This window comes from Rhodococcus sp. NPDC003322, from assembly GCF_053589555.1.
In genome coordinates, this window is record NZ_JBSFSC010000002.1 from 235,662 (window position 1) to 254,700 (window position 19,039).

The 19,039-nt window shown below is 66.3% G+C and carries 15 protein-coding genes; 2 read left to right on the forward strand and 13 right to left on the reverse strand.

Annotation, left to right across the window (positions count from 1 at the left end; translation table 11 throughout):
- Window positions 1–19 precede the first annotated feature (19 nt).
- From ACWDUM_RS07515 to ACWDUM_RS07555, 9 genes are all read right to left on the reverse strand, one after another.
- Window positions 20–1,525, reverse strand: a complete 1,506-nt coding sequence (locus ACWDUM_RS07515) for an MCE family protein (protein ID WP_450133472.1) — start codon at window positions 1,523–1,525, stop codon at window positions 20–22.
- On the reverse strand, window positions 1,522–2,667 hold the full coding sequence (locus tag ACWDUM_RS07520) for an MCE family protein (RefSeq protein ID WP_450133473.1): 1,146 nt from the start codon (window positions 2,665–2,667) through the stop codon (window positions 1,522–1,524). The genes ACWDUM_RS07515 and ACWDUM_RS07520 overlap by 4 nt, the downstream gene beginning before the upstream one ends.
- Entirely contained in the window at window positions 2,664–3,908 is a 1,245-nt protein-coding gene (locus ACWDUM_RS07525; protein WP_450133474.1) for an MCE family protein, read from the reverse strand. Before ACWDUM_RS07525 ends, ACWDUM_RS07520 begins: the two co-directional genes overlap by 4 nt.
- On the reverse strand, window positions 3,905–4,939 hold the full coding sequence (locus ACWDUM_RS07530; protein ID WP_450133475.1) for an MCE family protein: 1,035 nt from the start codon (window positions 4,937–4,939) through the stop codon (window positions 3,905–3,907). The genes ACWDUM_RS07525 and ACWDUM_RS07530 overlap by 4 nt, the downstream gene beginning before the upstream one ends.
- Window positions 4,939–5,964 (reverse strand): MCE family protein, encoded by a 1,026-nt coding sequence (locus tag ACWDUM_RS07535; RefSeq protein ID WP_450133476.1) that lies wholly within the window; start codon window positions 5,962–5,964, stop codon window positions 4,939–4,941. Before ACWDUM_RS07535 ends, ACWDUM_RS07530 begins: the two co-directional genes overlap by 1 nt.
- Window positions 5,961–7,115 (reverse strand): MCE family protein, encoded by a 1,155-nt coding sequence (locus ACWDUM_RS07540; RefSeq protein WP_450133477.1) that lies wholly within the window; start codon window positions 7,113–7,115, stop codon window positions 5,961–5,963. The genes ACWDUM_RS07535 and ACWDUM_RS07540 overlap by 4 nt, the downstream gene beginning before the upstream one ends.
- An 8-nt stretch (window positions 7,116–7,123) precedes the next feature.
- Entirely contained in the window at window positions 7,124–7,930 is an 807-nt protein-coding gene (locus tag ACWDUM_RS07545; RefSeq protein WP_450133478.1) for an MlaE family ABC transporter permease, read from the reverse strand.
- 54 nt (window positions 7,931–7,984) lie between these two features.
- Entirely contained in the window at window positions 7,985–8,794 is an 810-nt protein-coding gene (locus ACWDUM_RS07550; RefSeq protein ID WP_450133479.1) for an MlaE family ABC transporter permease, read from the reverse strand.
- Window positions 8,795–9,385: 591 nt separating this feature from the next.
- Window positions 9,386–9,997 (reverse strand): TetR/AcrR family transcriptional regulator, encoded by a 612-nt coding sequence (locus ACWDUM_RS07555; protein ID WP_450134176.1) that lies wholly within the window; start codon window positions 9,995–9,997, stop codon window positions 9,386–9,388.
- A gap of 884 nt (window positions 9,998–10,881) precedes the next feature.
- On the opposite strand from ACWDUM_RS07555, the gene ACWDUM_RS07560 reads away from it, so the two are divergent.
- Complete coding sequence (locus ACWDUM_RS07560; RefSeq protein ID WP_450133480.1) at window positions 10,882–12,084, forward strand: cytochrome P450; 1,203 nt, start codon at window positions 10,882–10,884, stop codon at window positions 12,082–12,084.
- A gap of 39 nt (window positions 12,085–12,123) precedes the next feature.
- Entirely contained in the window at window positions 12,124–12,963 is an 840-nt protein-coding gene (locus tag ACWDUM_RS07565) for a mycofactocin-coupled SDR family oxidoreductase (protein WP_450133481.1), read from the forward strand.
- Window positions 12,964–13,048: 85 nt separating this feature from the next.
- Here ACWDUM_RS07565 and ACWDUM_RS07570 read toward each other — a convergent pair whose 3' ends face one another.
- From ACWDUM_RS07570 to ACWDUM_RS07585, 4 genes are all read right to left on the reverse strand, one after another.
- Window positions 13,049–15,553, reverse strand: coding sequence for a CaiB/BaiF CoA transferase family protein (locus ACWDUM_RS07570; protein WP_450133482.1), 2,505 nt, complete (start codon window positions 15,551–15,553; stop codon window positions 13,049–13,051).
- A gap of 34 nt (window positions 15,554–15,587) precedes the next feature.
- Window positions 15,588–16,550: an enoyl-CoA hydratase/isomerase family protein gene (locus ACWDUM_RS07575; protein WP_450133483.1), complete on the reverse strand. Its 963-nt coding sequence runs from the start codon at window positions 16,548–16,550 to the stop codon at window positions 15,588–15,590.
- A gap of 121 nt (window positions 16,551–16,671) precedes the next feature.
- Window positions 16,672–17,796 carry a M24 family metallopeptidase gene (locus ACWDUM_RS07580; RefSeq protein WP_450133484.1) on the reverse strand — a complete coding sequence of 375 codons (1,125 nt, stop codon included), beginning with the start codon at window positions 17,794–17,796 and terminating at the stop codon, window positions 16,672–16,674.
- Window positions 17,786–19,021 (reverse strand): M24 family metallopeptidase, encoded by a 1,236-nt coding sequence (locus ACWDUM_RS07585; protein WP_450133485.1) that lies wholly within the window; start codon window positions 19,019–19,021, stop codon window positions 17,786–17,788. Before ACWDUM_RS07585 ends, ACWDUM_RS07580 begins: the two co-directional genes overlap by 11 nt.
- Window positions 19,022–19,039 lie beyond the last annotated feature (18 nt).

Sequence of the window (19,039 nt, forward strand, 5' to 3'; positions counted from 1 at the left end):
GAGTGGCAATACATTTCTTCTAGTTGAGAATCAGTTCCCGCCAGGTGATCTCGGAGGCCGGGGTCACCAGATCGGACTTCCGGTACAGCCGGCCGTCGGGTGCGACGAAGCGACCGGTGTTCGGGTCGTAGGGCACCGCGCTCACCTCCGGCCGGGCCGCCCCGCCGCCGAACGAACTCGGTGTCGTGACGACCGCCCCGCCATCACCCTGCGGCGCCGGCATCGGCTCCGCGACACCTGCGGACGGCGGCCGGCCGAAGTACCGGGAGTCCGGCGCGACCCCCTGCGCCTCGAGGTTCGGATCCCGCGGATAGGGGCCGAACACCGGCTGCTCGGTGGCCAACGGCTGGAATTCCTCGTCGCTGTTGCACAATTCGGCTGTCGCGGCCCGCTTGCCAGGCTGTCCCATGCACGGGATGTTCCGGGCGCCGCGCACCGCGATCTGCGAGTCCTGCGGCAACTTGCAGTAGAGGTCCTCCGGAGTGTCGAGGGTTTCGGTTTCCGCCGGCGACCGCCAGGCCGACGGCGGCAGGAACCCGACCGTGCACGCCGGCGGATCCGAGATGCCCCCGAACCGGAAGGTGCCCAGACCCAGGCCTGACGCGTTGTTCTTCGGCTGGACGGTCTGGATCATCGAGATCGCGGGCGGCAGCAGGACCAGCATCTGTTCCAGGCCTGCGTTGTACGTGACTCCGAGCTGCCCGACCGAGGTCAGGTTCGCGAGCAACACCGGCAGCGTGAGTTTCACCGAGTCGAGAAGCGCGGAGGCCTCGTGCGCGAATCCCGGCCCGGACTGCAGGATCGACCGCACCTGCGGGTCGTTCGTGTTCAACTGCCCGGTGACGCCGGCGAGACTGCGGGTCCAGATCTCGATCGCGTCGGCGCTGCGCGCCTGCGACTCGAGCAGCGGTTCGGCGTCTTCGATCAGCGTTCGCGTGGGCTCCGCGACGCTGTTCGCGGCGGCGGCGATCGTGGCCGACGAGTCCAGCAACGACTGCAGGTCGTACTGGGCCCCGTCCAGGCCGGCGTACACCTCGTCGAGGAGCTGGTTCAGCTTGTCCTCGGGGATGCTCCCGACGAGCGCACTGAGGCTGTCCAGCATCGGGCCCACCGGTTGCGGGATCTTGGTGTCGCTCGCGTCGATCACCGATCCGTCCTGCAGGTAGGGCGCCGAATCGGTGCGCGGGCGCAGATCCACGTACTGCTCTCCCACCGCGGAGATGCTCCGGACCTCGGCTTCGAGGTCCGCCGGGATCTTCTGCCCGTCGTCGATGGACAGCGTCGCCCTGACACCGCCCGGCGTGAGTTCGACGGCGACGACCTTGCCGACCTCCACGCCGCGGTAGGTGACGTTGCCGAAGCGGTACAGGCCCCCGGCGGCGGGCAACTCCAGGCCGACGCTGATCCTGCCGATACCGAGGAGGTTCTGCACTTGGATGTACCCCAGCGCCATCACGAGCGCGCCGATGATCGACAGGGTCGTGAAGATGACCAGCTGGATGCGAACGAAGCGCGACAGGATCATCGGCCGCCTCCGCTGCCCGGCGGCGTCACTCCGACGCCCAGCGGATCCTTCGTCTGGATGGCGTGCCCCGGATCGCCGACCGCTGCCTGGATCGCGGCGTTCGGGTCACCCCACGGGGTTCCCGACAGCAGTTCCCGCTGCAGCCGCGGCACCGTGAGATCGACTGTGGCGAAGAGGTTCACGTAGTCACCACGGACGGCCCGGTCGATGACACCCTGACCGTACGGGTACACGGTGGCATAGGCGAGCGCCTTGTCGATGTCCGGCCCCACGTCGGCCAGCGACCGGAGGGTCGGCTCCAGATTCCGCAGGTTGGCCACCAGGTCCGCCTGCACATCGGACACCACTCCGCTCGCGGTGTCGCTGAAGGCCCGCAATTTGTCCAGAGCGGCCATGAGTGTGGGCTGCTCCTTGGAGAGCACCTCGAGTGCGGGCGGAAACTTCTCGAGCGCCTCGGTCACGACGGCGTTCTGCGCGGCGAACGTACCTGCCAGGCGGTTGAGCTCCTGCATGGCGGTCACGATGCCGTTGCGCTGTTCGTCCAGTGTGCCCACGAAGGTGTCGAGCCGGCCGATCAGCTCCCGGTAGTCACCCTGCCGTCCGTCGAACGCGGTGTTCACGTTGCTGATGATGTCGCCGATCTGGCCGAGCCCGCCGCCGTTCACCACCACCGACAGCGCGGCGAGCGTCTTCTCCGTCGACGGGTAGGTCGATGACATGGTCAGCGGGATCGTCGCACCCGGCTCCAACTGTCCCGCGGGCGCGACACCTACCGGCGGGTTCAGTGCCAGGTGACTGGATCCGAGCAGGCTGGTCTGGCCGATGGTGGCCACGGCGTTGGCGGGAACCACGACCCCTGGCCCCACCGACACGTCGACCATGGCATGCCACCCGTCGACGGTCATGGCGCCGACGCTCCCGACCACGACGTCGTCCATCATGACCGGTGAATTCGACTCGAGGGTGCCGACGTTGGCCATCTCCACGTGGAACACCGTCGAACCGTCCCCCCGCCCGGGTGCCCCGGGCAGCGGTAGCGAGTTCACCCCTTCCCACGCGCACCCGGTCGCAGTGACGAGCGCACACGAACATGCGGCGACGAGCCGCAGACGCCGTCGGGTCGGCTGGCCCCAAGCTGTCATGACGATGGCCTTCCCGCGGGAAAAATCAGGTCCTGCACGTCCATCGGCGCCCTCGCCGGCGCCTGCTGCCCCACCACGGCCGGGATCAGGTCGGGCTCGGTGTAGATGATGTTCTCGGGCCGGGCCGTCGGCCCCTTCACCGGATTGATCGGGGTCGGAAGGTAGTTGAAGTTCAGCAGGTTCAACACCGGCCCCAGGTAGTCGGCACACTTCTTCGCCGCCTCGGCGGACGTGGTGTTCTCGAGACTTGCAACGCTCGCACAGATGAACTGCACGGGATTCGCGAAGTTGTTGACCACGAACACCCCGGCCTCGGTGCCGGTGTCCGGGTTGTAGATGTTGTAGAAGTTGGCGAGGCTGGTCGGGAAGATGTGCAGGAGTTGCTCGACGTCCTTCCTGTTGTCGACCAGGTTCTGTGTCACGTTCGCCAGGCGTTGCACCTGCTCGCTCGCTCGATCCCTGTTGTTCGCGACGAACCGCTGGACGTCCCCCACCGCGACCGAGAGGGTGGTCAGGGCCGAGTCCAGGACGGACTTGCTGTCGTCGAGCACGCTCGACAGCGTGGCCAGGCGGTTCTCGAACTCGACGATCTCGACGTTGCTCCGACGAAGCACCGTGACGAAGTTCTGCAGGTTCCGGATCGTCTCCGCGATGTCGCCGCTTCCGTCGGCGAGGATCCGGCCGACGCCGGACAGCTGCGCTAGCGTCTCACGGAGTTTGTCGCCGTTGCCCGCCATCGCATCCGCGGCACTGTCGACGAATCGACCGGCCGAGCTGCTCGACAGTTCACTGTCGGGGCCCAGATCGGTTGCAAGCCTGGTCAACTGGTTCTTGACCTCGTCCCATTCGACGGGAACCGCGGTGCGCTCCACCGGGACCACCGCACCGTCGTCCATCGTCGGGCCGGACGACCGGTAGGCAGGAGTCAGCTGAACGTACCGTGACGAGACGAGGCCCGGTGCGACGATCACCGCCCGCGCGTCGGCCGGAATCTGCACGCCGCGGTCGATGTCCATCACCAGTTCGGCGGTGGTGCCCTGGGGCCGAACCGCCGTGATCTTCCCGACCTTCACACCGGACACGCGGACGTCGTCGCCGGCGTAGATCGCGGTGGTTGTGGTGAAGACCGCGGTGATCGTCCTGGGGCCGAACAGTTCCCGGTGCCCGATCACCCCCGCGGCGGTGACCAGCGCGACCACGAGCAGGGCTGCGACGATCTGGGCGACACGGCGAAGACTCATCGGGGCGCCTCCACGTGCGGCACCGCGAACTGGCTGCGCGGCTCGATCCCGAAGGCTTGGTCGAGGAACGGCTGGATCTCCTGGGCGGGGATCAGGTTTGCGACGAAGGCGTTGTAGAAGGGGCCGCCGGACACCGCTTCGCCCTGTGTCAGCGCGACCTTCGCAAGCCCGGGCAGCGCCTTGGCGATGTTGTCCCGGTTCTCCTCGAGCATCGCGGCCACCGCGTTCATCCGATCCAGCGCCGGTGCCAGTTCGGCTTCGTTGTCGGCGACCAGGCCCACCAGTTGCTCGGACACGGCCGTGGTGTTGGCGAGCAGGTCGACGATCGCCTGTTTGCGGTCCACCAGGGTACCGAGGAGCGAGTTCGCGTTGAGGATGAGGGAATTGACCTGCTCGCTCCGCTGCGACAGGATGCCCGTCACGTCACCGGTGGTGGCGAGCAGGTCACGCAGGGCAGCATTGCGACTGTCGATCGTCCTCGAAAGTCGTGTCAGTCCATCGAATGTCGGGCCCAGCTGCGGCGCCACCTGGTCGAGTGTCACCGCGAGCGTGTCGAGCGACTGGTTGACCGCATCCGTGTCGATCGAGCTGACATTGGTGGTGAGATCGCCGACGGCGTCGGTCAGCGAGTACGGGGACGACGTGTGCGCGATCGGGATCACGTCCGTGGGCATCAGCCGATCGTCACCGGCGGAGTCCAGTGCCAGCACTCGCTTGCCGAGCAGGGACCCGGTCTTGATGTGAGCAGTGGTTTCGGACCCGAGCCGCACCTTCGTCGAGACGTCGAACGCGACGAGTGCATCGCCGCCCTCCAAGGACACCTTCGCCACCCTGCCCACCGGCACTCCGGACACGATGACGTCGTCACCGGCGGCGAGGCCTCCGGCTTCGCCGAACACCGCTTCGTAGCGAACGGTCGTCGCCATCGTGACGAAGGCCTGGAAGTTCAGGCCCACCAGCAGAATGCACACCACCAGGACCATGCCGATCAGTCCGTGGCGAATCAGATGGCGACCGCGGTATCGGAGCATCAGTCCGAACACCTCCCGGATTCCTGTTTGATCCAGGGCATCTCGACCACGGCGCCGGACGAGTCGTTCAGGCGCACCGTGACCGCACAGATGTAGTACTGGATGAAGTTTCCGTATGCGCCGAGCCGAACGAGCTTCCGGAAGTTCTCCGGCGCCTTCTCCAGCGCCGAGTCCAGACGGGCCTTGTCGTCGTCGATCAGCGGTGCCAGACGGGCGAGTTCGTCAACCGTCCCGGCGAGGGGCGGCCGCGCCTCGGTCAGCAGGTCCGCAACCGACGCCGTCCCTTGGTCGAGCGCCTCGACGGCGGCGCCTATCGGGTCCCGGTCCTGCGACAACTGGGCGACCAGGGTGTCCAGACGGTCGATCGTCGCGGTGAACTCGTCTCCGCTCTCGGCCAGTGTGGCCATCACCGATCTCAGGTTGTCGATCAGTTGCTGCACCACGGCGCCGTTGTCCGCCAGCGTCGATGTGAAGGACGACGTCTTCGACAGCAGGGAACCGACCGTCCCTTCCTGTCCCTGCATGATCTGCAGGAGCGAAGAGGTCAGTGCATTGACGTCCTGCGGGTTCAATCCCTCGATCACCGGCTTGAATCCGCCGAGTAGCAGGTCCAGGTCGAGCGCGGGTGACGTGTGGTCGACCGGTATCTGTGAACCGGCGGTCAGGATCTGCGTCGAGCCCGGCCCCTCCGACAGTTCCAGGTAGCGGTCGCCGACCAGGTTGAGGTAGCGGACCGCCGCAGTCGTCCCGGTGGTCAGCACGAGATCGCGGTCCGCGTTGAACTCCACCTCGACCCTGTGGTCGTCCTGCAGGGTTACTCCGTCGACCGTGCCGACCCGGATGCCCGCGACCCTGACGACGTCACCGCTCCGCAGTCCGGAGGAGTCGTCGAAGAGCGCCGAATAGCTTGTCGTCGAGCCGGTTCGGTACTGTCCGAAAACGAGCACGAGAAACCCGGTCAGGATGACCATGACCACCGCGAACACGCCGAGCTTCCACACCGGCCCGTTGCGGGACGCGTTCATCGGCCACCTCCGAGCGTGCCGAACAGCGCCTGCGGGAGGCTGATGCTGTTCAGTTCCAGCCCTTTCCGCGGGTTGGCGAACGGGTTCGCCCCGACGTCGGCGACGACGAAGGGTGGCGGATCCTCGAAGCCGACCGGCAGAACCGAGCACTGCGGACCGCCGGTCGCGGCTACCTTGGGGAGGTTGTCCGGGTACCGGTACGCGTCGGTGCCCCAGAGGAAGTTGGCCGACAGACCGAGTCCGGGCACGTCGACCGGTTTCGAGTCGGCGAGGTACGCCAGTCCGGTGAGCGAGCAGGTGAGCGCCTCGTTGTACCGGTTGGTCATTGCCGTCGTCGGCAACAGCACGTCGAGAGTCGTTGCCAGCGCGGACCTGTTGTCGGCGAGGACCTGGTTCCCGATGTCGGCGAGGCCGACAACACTGACCAGGAAGGCATCGAGATTCTGTTGTTCCTCGACGACCGTTCGGCTGATCCTGGTGGCGTTCGCGGTGGTGTCGAGCAGTGCGGGCGCTGTCTCCGCGTAGGTGCCCGCGACGGTCGGCGCGAGGGCGATGTCATTGCGAAGGGCCGGCAGTCCGGGCTCGAGGGTGGCGAGGAACGCGTTCAGCTCGGTGACGGTCTCGCCGAGCTGTTTTCCCCGCCCGTTCGTTGCCGAGGCGATCGCTCCGAGGGTCGTGTTGAGCTTCTCGGGCTCGATCTGGTCCAGGACCGTCGTCAGCTGCTCGAAGACCGTGTTGATCTCGACCGTGACCCGCTCCGCTTCCAGCACCTGCCCGGCCTCCATGGGCGCCGGAGAGGGTGTCGCCGGCGGCACGAAGTCGACGAACTTGGCTCCGAACACCGTCGTCGACGCGATGTCGACCGTGACATCGGACGGTATCCGTCCGATCTGGTCGGGATCCATGGCCAGTTGTATCGCGGCCCGGCCGTCCGGGAGCGTGTCGATGGAATCGACCCTGCCCACCGTCACTCCGCGCATCTTCACCTTGGCGTCGGGATACATCACCAGTCCCGCACGGGGCGAGAGGACGGTCACCGGGACGCTGTCGGCGAACCCACCGCTGAACGCGGTCGCCGCGGCGAAGACGACGAGAGCGGCGAACGCAATCGTTCCCAGTCCCACGAGGGGACGCACGACACCCGGAGCCATCGATCCCCCTACCCGGACAGGTTGAAGTTGCCGTTGGATCCGTACACGACCAGCGAGACCAGCAGTGTGACCGAGACGATCGCGATGAGGGAGGTACGCACGGCATTGCCCACCGCCGTCCCGACCCCGGAAGGACCACCGCTGGCGAAGAATCCGAAGTAGGTGTGGATCAGCAGGATCGTCAGCGCCATCGCGATCGCCTGCACGAAGGACCACAACAGGTCGATCGGGTTCAGGAAGGTCGCGAAGTAGTGGTCGTACAACCCTGCGGATTGTCCGAGGAGCACCACGGTGGTCAGTCGGCTGGCGACGAACGAGGCGATGACCGCGAGCGCGTACAGCGGAACGATCGCGATCATCCCCGCCACGATCCGGGTGCCGACCAGATAGGAGACCGGGTTGATACCGAGCGATTCGAGGGCGTCGATCTCCTCGTTGATCCGCATGGCCCCGAGCTGCGCGGTCGCGCCCGCACCGAAGGTGGCGGCCAGACCGATGCCCGCGACGACAGGCGCGGAGATGCGGACGTTGATGAAGGCCGACAGGAAGCCCGTCAGTGCCTCGATCCCGATGTTGCCCAGCGAGCTGTAGCCCTGCACCGCAAGGGTTCCGCCGGTTGCCAGCGTGAGGAATCCGACGATCACGACGGTTCCGCCGATGACCGCCAGGGTCCCCGCCCCCATCCCGGTCTCCGCGATCAAGCGGATCGTCTCGCGCTTGTAGTGCCACGCCGCCCGGGGAGCCCCAGCCAGTGCCTTGAAGTAGAAGATCGTGTGGTCACCGATCCGGCCCAGACTGGAGATCGGTCTTGCCATGCGGCGGATCGTTCGCCCGTACGTGACGCTCGGTGCCACTGCCAACCTCCCCGCTCACCTGACGGTCATCTGGATGCCGATGGCGGTGACCACGACATTGACGACGAACAGCGACATGAACGCGTAGACAACGGTCTCGTTGACCGCGTTCCCAACGGATTTGGCACCGCCGGACACGGTCAGCCCTCGATAGCAGGCGACCAGCCCGGCGATGAGGCCGAACAGCAGGGCCTTGACGGAGGAGATGATCACTTCGTTGATCCCGGTCAGCAGCGTGATTCCGGCAGCGAACGCACCCGGGTTGACATCCTGCACGAAGACGGAGAAGACGTAGCCGCCCATGACGCCGATGATGCAGACGAGACTGTTCAACAACATTGCCACCAAGGCGGAGGCCAGCATTCGAGGCGTCACCAGTCGCTGCACCGGGTTGATCCCTAGCACCTCCATGGCGTCGATCTCTTCACGGATCGTGCGCGATCCCAGATCCGCACACATCGCCGTCGCACCGGAGCCGGCCACGATCAACACCGTGACCATCGGCCCGACCTGGGTGACCGCGCCGAACGCCGCGCCGGCACCGCTGAGGTCGGCGGCGCCGAGCTCACGCAGCAGGATGTTGAGGGTGAAGCTCACCAGAACGGTGAACGGAATCGCGACCAGCAGGGTCGGAACGAGGGAGACACGCGCGACGAACCAGGATTGCTCGACGAACTCCCGCGTCTGGAACGGCCTGCGGAAGGCGAACTTCACCGCATCGGCCGACATCGCGAACAGAGCTCCGACGGACTGGAAGGGTCCCGAGTAGTCGAGAGAGTTGCCTCTGCCCCCCGGTACCGGTCGGCCCGGCCTGGTGGCCGTCACGCCGCCGGCCGGTACGCATTGCAGACGACTCCCCTTTGCGGGGAACTTGATCCGTTCGACTTCAGGTTCATACGATCCTCCAGCTGTCCGGGGGACCGTCCGTCTCCGGCGACGACATCTCCGGTCGCGTCGACTTCGCGCCGGCGACTCATGCCCGCGACTCGATCACCCTCATGCTCGAACGCTGCAAAGCTGCAGCGTCGTTCACGCAGAAGAAGCATGCCACCCGGATCCACGCGGAACCGGACCTTGTTCGCCGCCCGTTTCCGGGCGCCCCCACCACGACCGACCACCACCGCAGGTCTGCAACCGGGGGCGGACTGCGCACCCCGTTCCCATGCCGGCGACTCGTCGGAATCGCACTCCGTGCGCCGCGCGAACCTGCCCTGCACGATCACCTCGGAGCACTCCGCGGAATGCCATTCTCTCAAATGCAAATACTACATTCAAATTGCGAAAACTCAAGATAGACGCAAGGATTGGACCGAACGTCGATGCATCCGGACACCCTGGCGACAGTCGTCCCGCACAGGGCGTGACCGCACCGTCATGCGACGACCGGCGGAGCGTGAACCCGGCGACCGTCCGAGGTCAGGCCACGCCCTCCGAGGCGGCCGCGAAGTCGCGTGCGAGCGAGTTCGCATACTCGTTGAAGACGTCGGCCAGCGGAATCGACCGATCCAGCAGCCAGGCGACCTCCATCCCGTTGATGAAGGCGATGATCTCCACCGCGCGCACCCGAGGATCGATGTCGGACCGGAAGCGCCCGTTCTCCTGGTAGCGCGTGATCGCTTCGGCGACGAGATCGACCGACAACCGCCACCGGTCGATCAGCCGGTCGTGCAAGGGCGCCTCCCGCATCAGGTTCTCGATGAGCAGCACTGCGAAAGTGCCGACCAACTCGGGGGACTGCTCGATCCGATCGGCGGTCTTCCGGATTTCCTCGATGATGTCACCGGCCGGGTCGGCCCGCGCCGTCTCGTCCGCATCGCGGCTGTCGAGCACCGCGTGCAGCAAATGCTCTTTCGAATCGAAGTGGTACAGCAGACCAGCCGGGGTGACTCCGGCCTCCTTGGCGATCTGGGCAAGTGTGGTGTTCCGCCAGCCTCGCCGCGTCAGCAGCCGCTGTGCCGATTCCACGATCAGCTGCCGGCGGTCGTCACCCTTGGCGCGCAGGGTGCCGTAGGGCCGAGGTGCGTACATGAAATCCCCTAGGTCGACACTGAACCTAATGAACACACAGTAGGTTGGCCGTTCGGCGAGCCACAAGCGTCACGACCGAACCGGTACAGCGCGTCACACGGGTCGATCCGCGATCGCGCCCAACGCCTCCGGCGTTTCGAGACCGACACAGGCCGCCGATTACCGCTCCGCGAGACCCCAGGCGATGTCCGGACCGTGGCCGGGCCACCCCCGCCCGCACAGGTCAACGCCAGGCGCGCGCGGCGATTGGTGCCGGCCTCGCGCATCTCGACGTTCATCTCGTCGACTCGGTCTCCGGGCGGCAGGGACCGCCGTCATCCAGTCGGGTGCGAGTTCGCCCCGTTCACGCGGATCCTGCAGCGGAACTGTCATCGTGGTGCACCCCTCGATCGTTTCCGGCCGGCGCCGGACCGTGCGAGTCCGGGCGGCGAGAAGCCGGACCGGCAGGACAGGACTGATCGGACACGCTCACTCGGCCGAAACACGGCACTGCACCACCACATCCAGACACCACCACATCCAGGCAGCACCACATCCAGGCAGCGCGAGAACACTGCATCCAGGCCACACGAGAGCCTGGTCGAACACGACCGGGACGCACCGGCCGTTTGCCGAGTTGGACGAGAATACCATTCTCGTAATCCTTACGGCAAGGCCGTCGGCGACGACCGTCCTTGCGAGATCTCTCGCGCCGACAGTCCGAGGAAAAACAACGAATATGGTTGCAGCAAACGAATTCACCGTTAAGAATAGGACTCTCATTCAACGAGAGCACTACTTGCAGTTGCACGGCGAGTGATCCGTACCGACTTGCCGTTGACGATTGTTTCCGACGGATCATGCGTACACGGTGAGCGAGACAGCTCCGGCGAGAGGCGAATCCTGTGACGATCAGCGCAGCCAACGACGTCTATTACGACCCGTACGACGTCGAGCTCAATGCCGATCCCTACCCGATGTTCAAGCGACTTCGGGAAGAATCACCCCTGTACTACAACGAGTCCCACGACTTCTATGCCGTGAGCCGCTTCGCCGATGTCAATCGAGGCCTGGTCGACCACGAGACCTTCATCTCCGGCCGCGGCGCCATCCTCGAGTTGATCAAGGCGAACATCGCGATCCCGCCGGGCGTACTGGTTTTCGAGGATCCACCGATTCACGACATCCACCGCAAGCTGCTCGCGCGGATGTTCACCCCCCGCAAGATCATGGCGCTCGAGCCGAAGATCCGCGAGTTCTGCGAGCGCAGCCTCGATCCGCACGTCGGCACCGGCCGGCTCGACTTCATCGCCGACATCGGTGCACAGATGCCGATGCGGACGATCGGCCTGTTGCTCGGGATCCCGGAGGAGGACCAGGAGGCGATCCGGGACTACGCGAACGACCAGATGCGCACCGAAGAAGGCGGCCAGATGAAGGCCGCTTCGGAGGGCATGGTCAGCGGCGACATCTTCGGCGCCTACATCGACTGGCGTGCCGATCACCCCTCCGACGACATCATGACCGAACTGCTCAACGTCGAGTTCGAGGACGAGACCGGCACTGTGCGCCGCCTTACGCGCGACGAACTGCTCACCTACGTGAACGTGGTCTCCGGCGCCGGAAACGAGACCACCACAAGACTGATCGGGTGGGCGGCAAAGGTTCTCGCAGAGCATCCGGATCAGCGGCGACAGCTGGTCGAGAACCCCTCACTGATCCCCAACGCCGTCGAGGAGCTGCTTCGCTTCGAGGCGCCGGCCCCGCATGTCGCCCGCTACGTCACCCGCGACGTCGAGCTGCACGGCCACACCGTCCCCGAGGGCAGCGTGATGATGTTCCTGATCGGTTCGGCCAACCGCGACCATCGCCAGTTCGCTCCGGACGGGGACGTCTTCGACATTCACCGCGACGCCCGCCAGCACCTGTCCTTCAGCGTCGGTACCCACTACTGCCTGGGGTCGGCACTTGCCCGGCTCGAGGGCCGGATCGCACTCGAGGAGATTCTCAAGCGATTCCCCGAATGGGAAGTCGACATGTCGAACGCGAGACTCTCCCCGACCTCGACGGTGCGCGGCTGGGAGACCATGCCCGCATTCACTCACTGACCACCCCATCACGGCAGCACCACGGGAGAGAAGGACAGCATGGCAGGGCGACTCGAAGGCAAGGTTGCATTCATCACCGGCGCGGCGCGAGGTCAGGGCCGCAGCCACGCGGTACGGCTGGCGCAGGAGGGCGCGGACATCATCGCGGTCGACATCTGCGCTCCGATCCGGGAGGGGGCTGTGATCGCGCCCTCCACACCTGACGACCTGGCCGAGACCGCGAACCTGGTCAAGGCGTACGGACGCCGGATCGTCACCGCCGAGGTCGACGTCCGCAACCAGGACGCACTGACCGAGACGGTCGCGGACGGCGTGGCCCAGCTCGGCCGCCTCGACGTCATCGTCGCGAATGCGGGCATCGGCAACGGCGGCGACACCCTCGATCAGACACTGGAGATCGACTGGCAGGAGATGATCGACATCAACCTGTCCGGTGTGTGGAAGTCGGTCAAGGCCGGTGTCCCACACCTGATCTCCGGAGGACGGGGCGGATCGATCATCCTGACCAGCTCCGTCGGCGGGCTCAAGGCGTACCCGAACACCGGCTCGTACATCGCCGCCAAACACGGCGTGGTCGGGCTCGTGAGGGCCTTTGCCGTCGAGCTCGGACAGCATTCGATCCGGGTCAACTCGGTGCATCCGACCAACGTGAACACCCCGATGTTCATGAACGAGGGCACGATGAAGATGTTCCGGCCGGACCTGGAGAATCCCGGACCCGCCGACATGGAACTGGTCGCCAAGCTCATGCACGTACTACCGGTCGGCTGGGTCGAACCCGAGGACATCAGCAATGCGGTGCTGTTCCTGGCCTCCGACGAATCCCGTTACGTCACCGGCCTCCAGCTCACCGTGGACGCGGGCAGCATGCTGAAGTAGCAGCTGAGACGACGAAAGTCCTTGCCTGGAACCGAAACACCGATTCCAGGCAGGGACTTTCGTCGTCTCCGGGCCCTCCCGGTCGCTACCGCTCCGGGGACCGCCCGATGACTCCCTCCGCCTCGAGCTCGGCGATCTCGGCCACCGAGAGCCCCAGGCCGGTCAGGATCTCGTGATTGTGCTGCCCGAGAAGGGGAGCATGTTGCACGTGAAATCGGTCGGGACCCCGTGACAGCCGCATCGGCACGGTGCTGTGCCTCGCCGGACGGGCCGCGGGATGTCCCACCTCTTCGAAGAAGCCGCGGAATTCCAGCTGGTCAAGTTCTGCCTGGCGGTGAGGTTGCATCACCTTGCCGACCGGGACGCCGGCCGCCCACAGGCGGTCGACGATCTCGTCCGAGCTGCGATCGACACACCATGCGGACAGTTGCTCGTCGATCACGTCGTGACACGCCATCCGTCCGGCGTGCATCGACAATCTCGGATCCGTTGCCCAGGTGGGCGATCCGATCGCCCCTGTCAGACCGATCCACTGCTCGTCGGTCGTGACCGCGATCGCGACCCAGCAGTCGGGGCGCCCGAATTCGTCGATGTCGCCCGATCTGTACAGATTCTGGGGTGCCGCCGCCGGTCCCCTGTTCCCGGCCCGTTGCAGCAGGCGCCCGTAGGCGGAGAACTCGATCACCTGCTCGGCTGCGACGTTCAATGCCGCGTCGATCATCGCAGCCTCCACCAACACGCCCTGACCGGTTCGCCGCCGGTGCTCCAGCGCCAGAAGCAGTGCGTTGAGCGCGTGGACACCGGCATTGGGGTCGCCCACGGAGTACGGTTCCACGGGATTCCGGTCCGGGTGCCCGGTGAGCCAGCTCAAACCCGAAGCATCCTCGATCACATAGGCGAACGCCGGATTGTCGCGCCACGGCCCGTCGAGCCCGAATCCGGGCATTCGCACCATGACGGCGTCCGGGCGCAAGGCACGGACAGCAGCGAAGTCCAGTCCGACCTGCTCCAGCACCCGAGGGGTGTAGTTCTCGACGATGACGTCGCAGGTTGTCACGAGTCGGGTGAGCACCTCTCGACCACGTTCCGATCGAAGGTCCAGGGTGAGACCCTTCTTGTTCGTGTTCAGGCCCGAGAAGATCGGCGACCGTTCCCACCACTGGTCCTCGGTCACCGGCACACCCGCGATGAGCCGGGTTCCATCCGGTCTCGTGGTGGACTCCAGGTGGATCACCTCGGCCCCGAGCATGGCCAGGAAGTGGGTGCAGGACGGTCCGGCCCAGAAGGTGGTCATGTCCAGCACCCGAAGACCGCTGAACGGCAGCGGGCCCCCGAAACCATCCCCTGTGGCCGCCGTGCGCGTGACCCGCGTACGAGGTAGGTGGTCGGCGTGCTCATCCAGCCGGGGTGCAGGCTGCGGCGCGCGAAGCATCGCGGGATGCAGCCGGTAGGGCGGGCCCGGTTGGACGAATCCGTCGCGGGGATTCACCGCGAAGAAGTCCCGACTCCGGTACTGGTCGAACTCGGTGACGTTGCCGCCGTTGCCGACCGGACTGTTGGGAATCCTGAACGCCGTGGCCAGTTCGCGAACCTCGTCGACGGTCTGGTCCTTCAACCAGTCGCATATCTCCGGCGCGAGTCGGTTGGCCTGTTCGGTGATCGACAGCGTCGATTCCTCGTCGATCCACTCCGGGTGGCCGACCATCGCACAGAGGTCGAACCACTGTTGGGCCGTCCCGCATCCAAGCGCGACCAATCCGTCCTTGGCGGTTGCCACACCGGGAACGGTGAGGCGGCGCTCCGTCCGGAACGGTCGCCCCAGCGCCTCGAAGAAGGTGACCGGGTGGTAAGTGAGACAGAGGATCTGAGTCTCGAGCATCGACAGGTCGACGAGTTCGCCCACACCGGTTCGGACCGCACCCGTCCGCGACGCCAACGTGGCCGCGGACGCGTACGCACCTGCAAGCCACTCACCGATCTGCCCGCCCACGAACACCGGGGCCCGGTCCGGCGCGCCTCGGCCGAGACCGACGATTCCACCGGACCATGCCTGGAGCGTGAACTCGGTCGCCGGCCGATCCCGCCACGGTCCCTCCAACCCGAACGGCGTGATCGCGGTGACCACCAGATGCGGATGTCTGCGCAGGATGTCGGCGGGAGCGAACCGAGGGTGTTCGGCGACACCGGATCCTCGGGACCACACCACGACGTCAGCCGCCGCCAGGATCTCGTCGACCCGATCGAGCGCCCCGGCGCTGTTCGGGTCGGCGACGACGCTGCGCGTGGAACAAGCCAGGAAACCGAAGAGTGCACCGTCCTCGCCGGAGGCGATCTCCGCACCGGATGCAGACCAGGAACGCAGCGGATCACCCTGTGGTGGCTCGACTTTGACGACGTCGGCACCTCCGTCTGCAAGCAGCTTCGTGCAGTACGCGCCGGCGATCCCCGAGGACAGGTCGACGACGACCCAACCGCTCAGCGGATGTTGGACGGCACCACCGCCCGGCTCGGATTCGGGGGCACCCCCGCTCGGCTCGGCTTCGGCGGCACCGCCACCCGGTGACGAGTCCTGCGGCTGATTCGGGGTCATGTCACTCCTGTCGTGTTCGCCGGCTCTCGGGCGGTCAGGACTCGGCGATCCGGCCCTTCTTGCTCAGACGGAACTCGGGTGGATACTGCCGATCGTTGTCCTTGACGGACTCGCCGAGTCCGCGGTCGAAGGTGTCGTCGTCGAGCATCAGATCGTCCGCGTCGGGCCGGGCCCGCCCACCGAAAGACTCGAACATCGCGCTGAGCAGGCTGCCCATGTACTCGCCCTGATGCTGCTTCATCGTCTCGAAGAACACCTTCTGCATGAACACCGTGTCGGTGGGCCTGGTGCGGGCACAGGCCAGGGCGTACTTCTCGGTCTCCGCTTCCAGTTCGTCCCGGGGCACGACGCTGTTGAGGAAGTTGCACGCGTCCATTTCCTGTGCGGTGAAAGGACGTCCGGTGAACACCATCTCCTGAAACTTCCGCAACCCCATCGACTGGGCCCAGGTCCACATTCGCGGGCCCCAGCCGTAGTAGCGGAATGACGGGTGACCGAAGAGAGCGTCGTCGGACGAGATCACCAGATCTGCGTCGGCTGCCTGATAGAAGTGCCAGCCGTAGCAGTAGCCCTTCACCTCCAGGATGCTGATCTTCTTGAACTCCTGCAGACTGCGGCAACCGGATTGGGCGTTGGCATACCACTGATTGATCGTCGCGCCGTGCCGGATGGAATCCTCGGGGGGATAACGAACCTCGTCCTCGGCGATCTTGTATTCACCCAGTTTCCGGGCCTGTCCCTGCTCGTTCTGGACCTCCATGAACTCCGGAAGGTCGGCGCCGGTCCCGAGATCGTCACCCACCCCCCTGATCACCAGGACCTTGACGTCGTCGTCGATGTTGGCCCGGTGCAGCAGGTCGGCGTACCGCAGTCGCGCCGCGATGGTCGGGGCGTTCAGGTGGCCGGGCCGATTGAAGGTGATCGTCGCGATCTTCGTCGACGGATCCTTCTCGTAGAGAACGATGTCCTCCGCGGAATCTTCGGTCTTGTCGGTCATTCGACGGCTCCTTCGCAGGCTCCACGGCGACCCGGGCACCGGACGGCCTCGGAGCGAGGTCGGTCCGATGCCCGGATGCGCCGCGTCAATGGTTGGCAGAATGACGGGGCGGTGCAGTCGGTCACGCCGTCCACGTAGGGCTGGACGTGAGAACCTCGGCCGCGCCGTCGGTGACGAGTACCGCGTCGCGTCGGAACACCGCGCCGACTCCGGACTCCCAGACGTAACTGGTGAGCGAGAGCACCATGCCCGGTTCGAGCCGCTCCCGCGCCGCGGTCTCCGGCAGGTGGGGCGAGACGACCGGCGGATCGAAACCCAGCCCCAGACCTCGAGCCACCGGCATCGGCGGCAGGGGTTCTCCGATCTCCTCGTACACCGCGAGGAGATCGCTCGCGTGCGCACCGGGCCGGCAGGCCGAGACGAGGCGTTCCCAGAGAGCATCCCCCCGGGCGAAGAGCCCGCGGGTGGCCGGACCGACACCCTCGCCCACCGGCCAGGTCCGTCCGACTTCGCCGATGTAACCCTCGCCCAGCACACCCGACGAGAACGCCACGAGATCACCTTCCCGAACCCGGCGATCCCCGATCACCCCACGCCACGGATGCTCGCGTGAGGTGATCCATGCGCAGTCCTGCGTGGACGGAGTACTCACGCCGCCGGCGGCGGTCGCCTCCATGACCAACCCGATCAGCTCCTGCTCGGAGATGCCCGCGCGGAGTTGCGCCACCGCCGCGGCCAGACCGGACTCGGCGACCCGCAGCGCACGCCGCAACGCAACGATCTCCTCATCGGTCTTGACGCGACGCGCCTCCCGCAGGGCGAGTTCCCCGTCGACGAGTTCGGCGTTCGGGAAGGCGATCGGCAGTAGCTTCGCGAAAGCCGGTGACAGGGCGTCGGTCCCCACTCGACGTGCAGTCGAGGCGCCCTCGATGTCCCGCAGAATCGCGATGGTGGTCATCGGGTTCCACGCGAGCCCGTACAGCCGGTCGTGCGGGATGTCCTCGGGAATGCCCTCGTCCCACGTGCTGAGCAGATGCACCGCACCGGTTTTCCGCACCAGCGTTGCCACCGGCCCGAACGGTCGGGTGCCGGCGACCCACAACTGCGGGGCACCGGACACATAACGGGCGTTTGCCTGCCGACCGACGACGAGGATGTCGAGGTCGTGGGCTTCCATCTGTGCCATCGCCCGCTCGCGCCGCCCATGGCGCAGAGCGCGTTCGTCTGGCACCACCTCAGTAGACATAAGGGTCATAGGGGTAGTCGGTGAGGCTCTTCCAGCCGTCTCGGGTGACCACGACAATCTCCTCGCTTCGGTAGCCTCCGGTTCCGTCCTCCCAGACGACCGGTTCGAACACGAGCACCATCCCGGGCTCGAGGACAAAGTTCTCGTCGAACTCGGGGCCGAGATCGGTGCCCATCATCGGCATCTCGGCGGCGCTGACGCCGATGCCGTGTCCCAGGTAGAAGTGCGGCAGCCACGGACGGCTTCCGCCGGCCGCGGACACCGACGCGCGGGTCAGATCTGCCACGGTCGCGCCGGCGCGGACCGCGCCGAGCACCGGATTCAGGATGTCCCACCACTTGCGGAACTGGGCCTGCTGGCGCTCGGTCGGATCCTGACCGACGATCCACGTCCGGCCGAAATCGGAGCAGTAGCCGCCGAAGGTGATGCTGACGTCGGTCCAGAGCACGTCCCCCCTCTCCAGCTCCCGTTCGGTCGTCAGCAGGGGTAGCGCCAGATCGCCGTGGGTGGTCCAGACCCCGTCCTCCTTACGTTCCGGCATCACCTGCCAGATCGCGTCGAGCATGTTCGCCGTGGCGCCCAGTTCGAACGCCCGTCGTACGAAACCGGCCGACAGGTCGATCTGTCGGATGCCCGGGGCCAGGGCTGCCTGGACATCCGTCATCGCTTCTTCCGTGATCCGGCAGGCCGTCCGGATACACGCCAACTCGTCAACCGTCTTGATCAGTTTCGCGGGGCCGATCACCGCGGCCGCATCTGACGGCGCGCCGGCCGGGAACAACAACTTCTCCGCACGCCGCATCGCCCCCGTGCATTCGTCGACCGCGACGGCGGCCCCCGACGGGATCAGGTCGGCGAGCGCCCGCGCGAAGATCTCGATCCCCTCGTCGAACTCGAGGTAGACCGGGCCGTGCAGGTGGTCCGCCGGCAGGTCGGATTCCTCGGAGGCACCCTCACGAAAGGGCATGAACAGATGCGGCCACGGATCCGACGCCACCACGACCGCGACCGGACGTTCGACGTGTGCCAGACCGGCATCGCCGAGTGGCCAGTGCGCGCCGGTCGCGTAGACGACGTTGCTGTTGTTCAGCAGGATCAGCGCGTCGACGCCCTGAGCGGCCATCGATGCCCGCAGCCGCGCACCGGTTTCCCGGCGCATCCTGGCACGGTCCGGCAGTTCGGGGATCTCGATGTCTGCAGATCCCGCGGATACCAATGCTGTCATCGCAGGTCTTGCCACCTT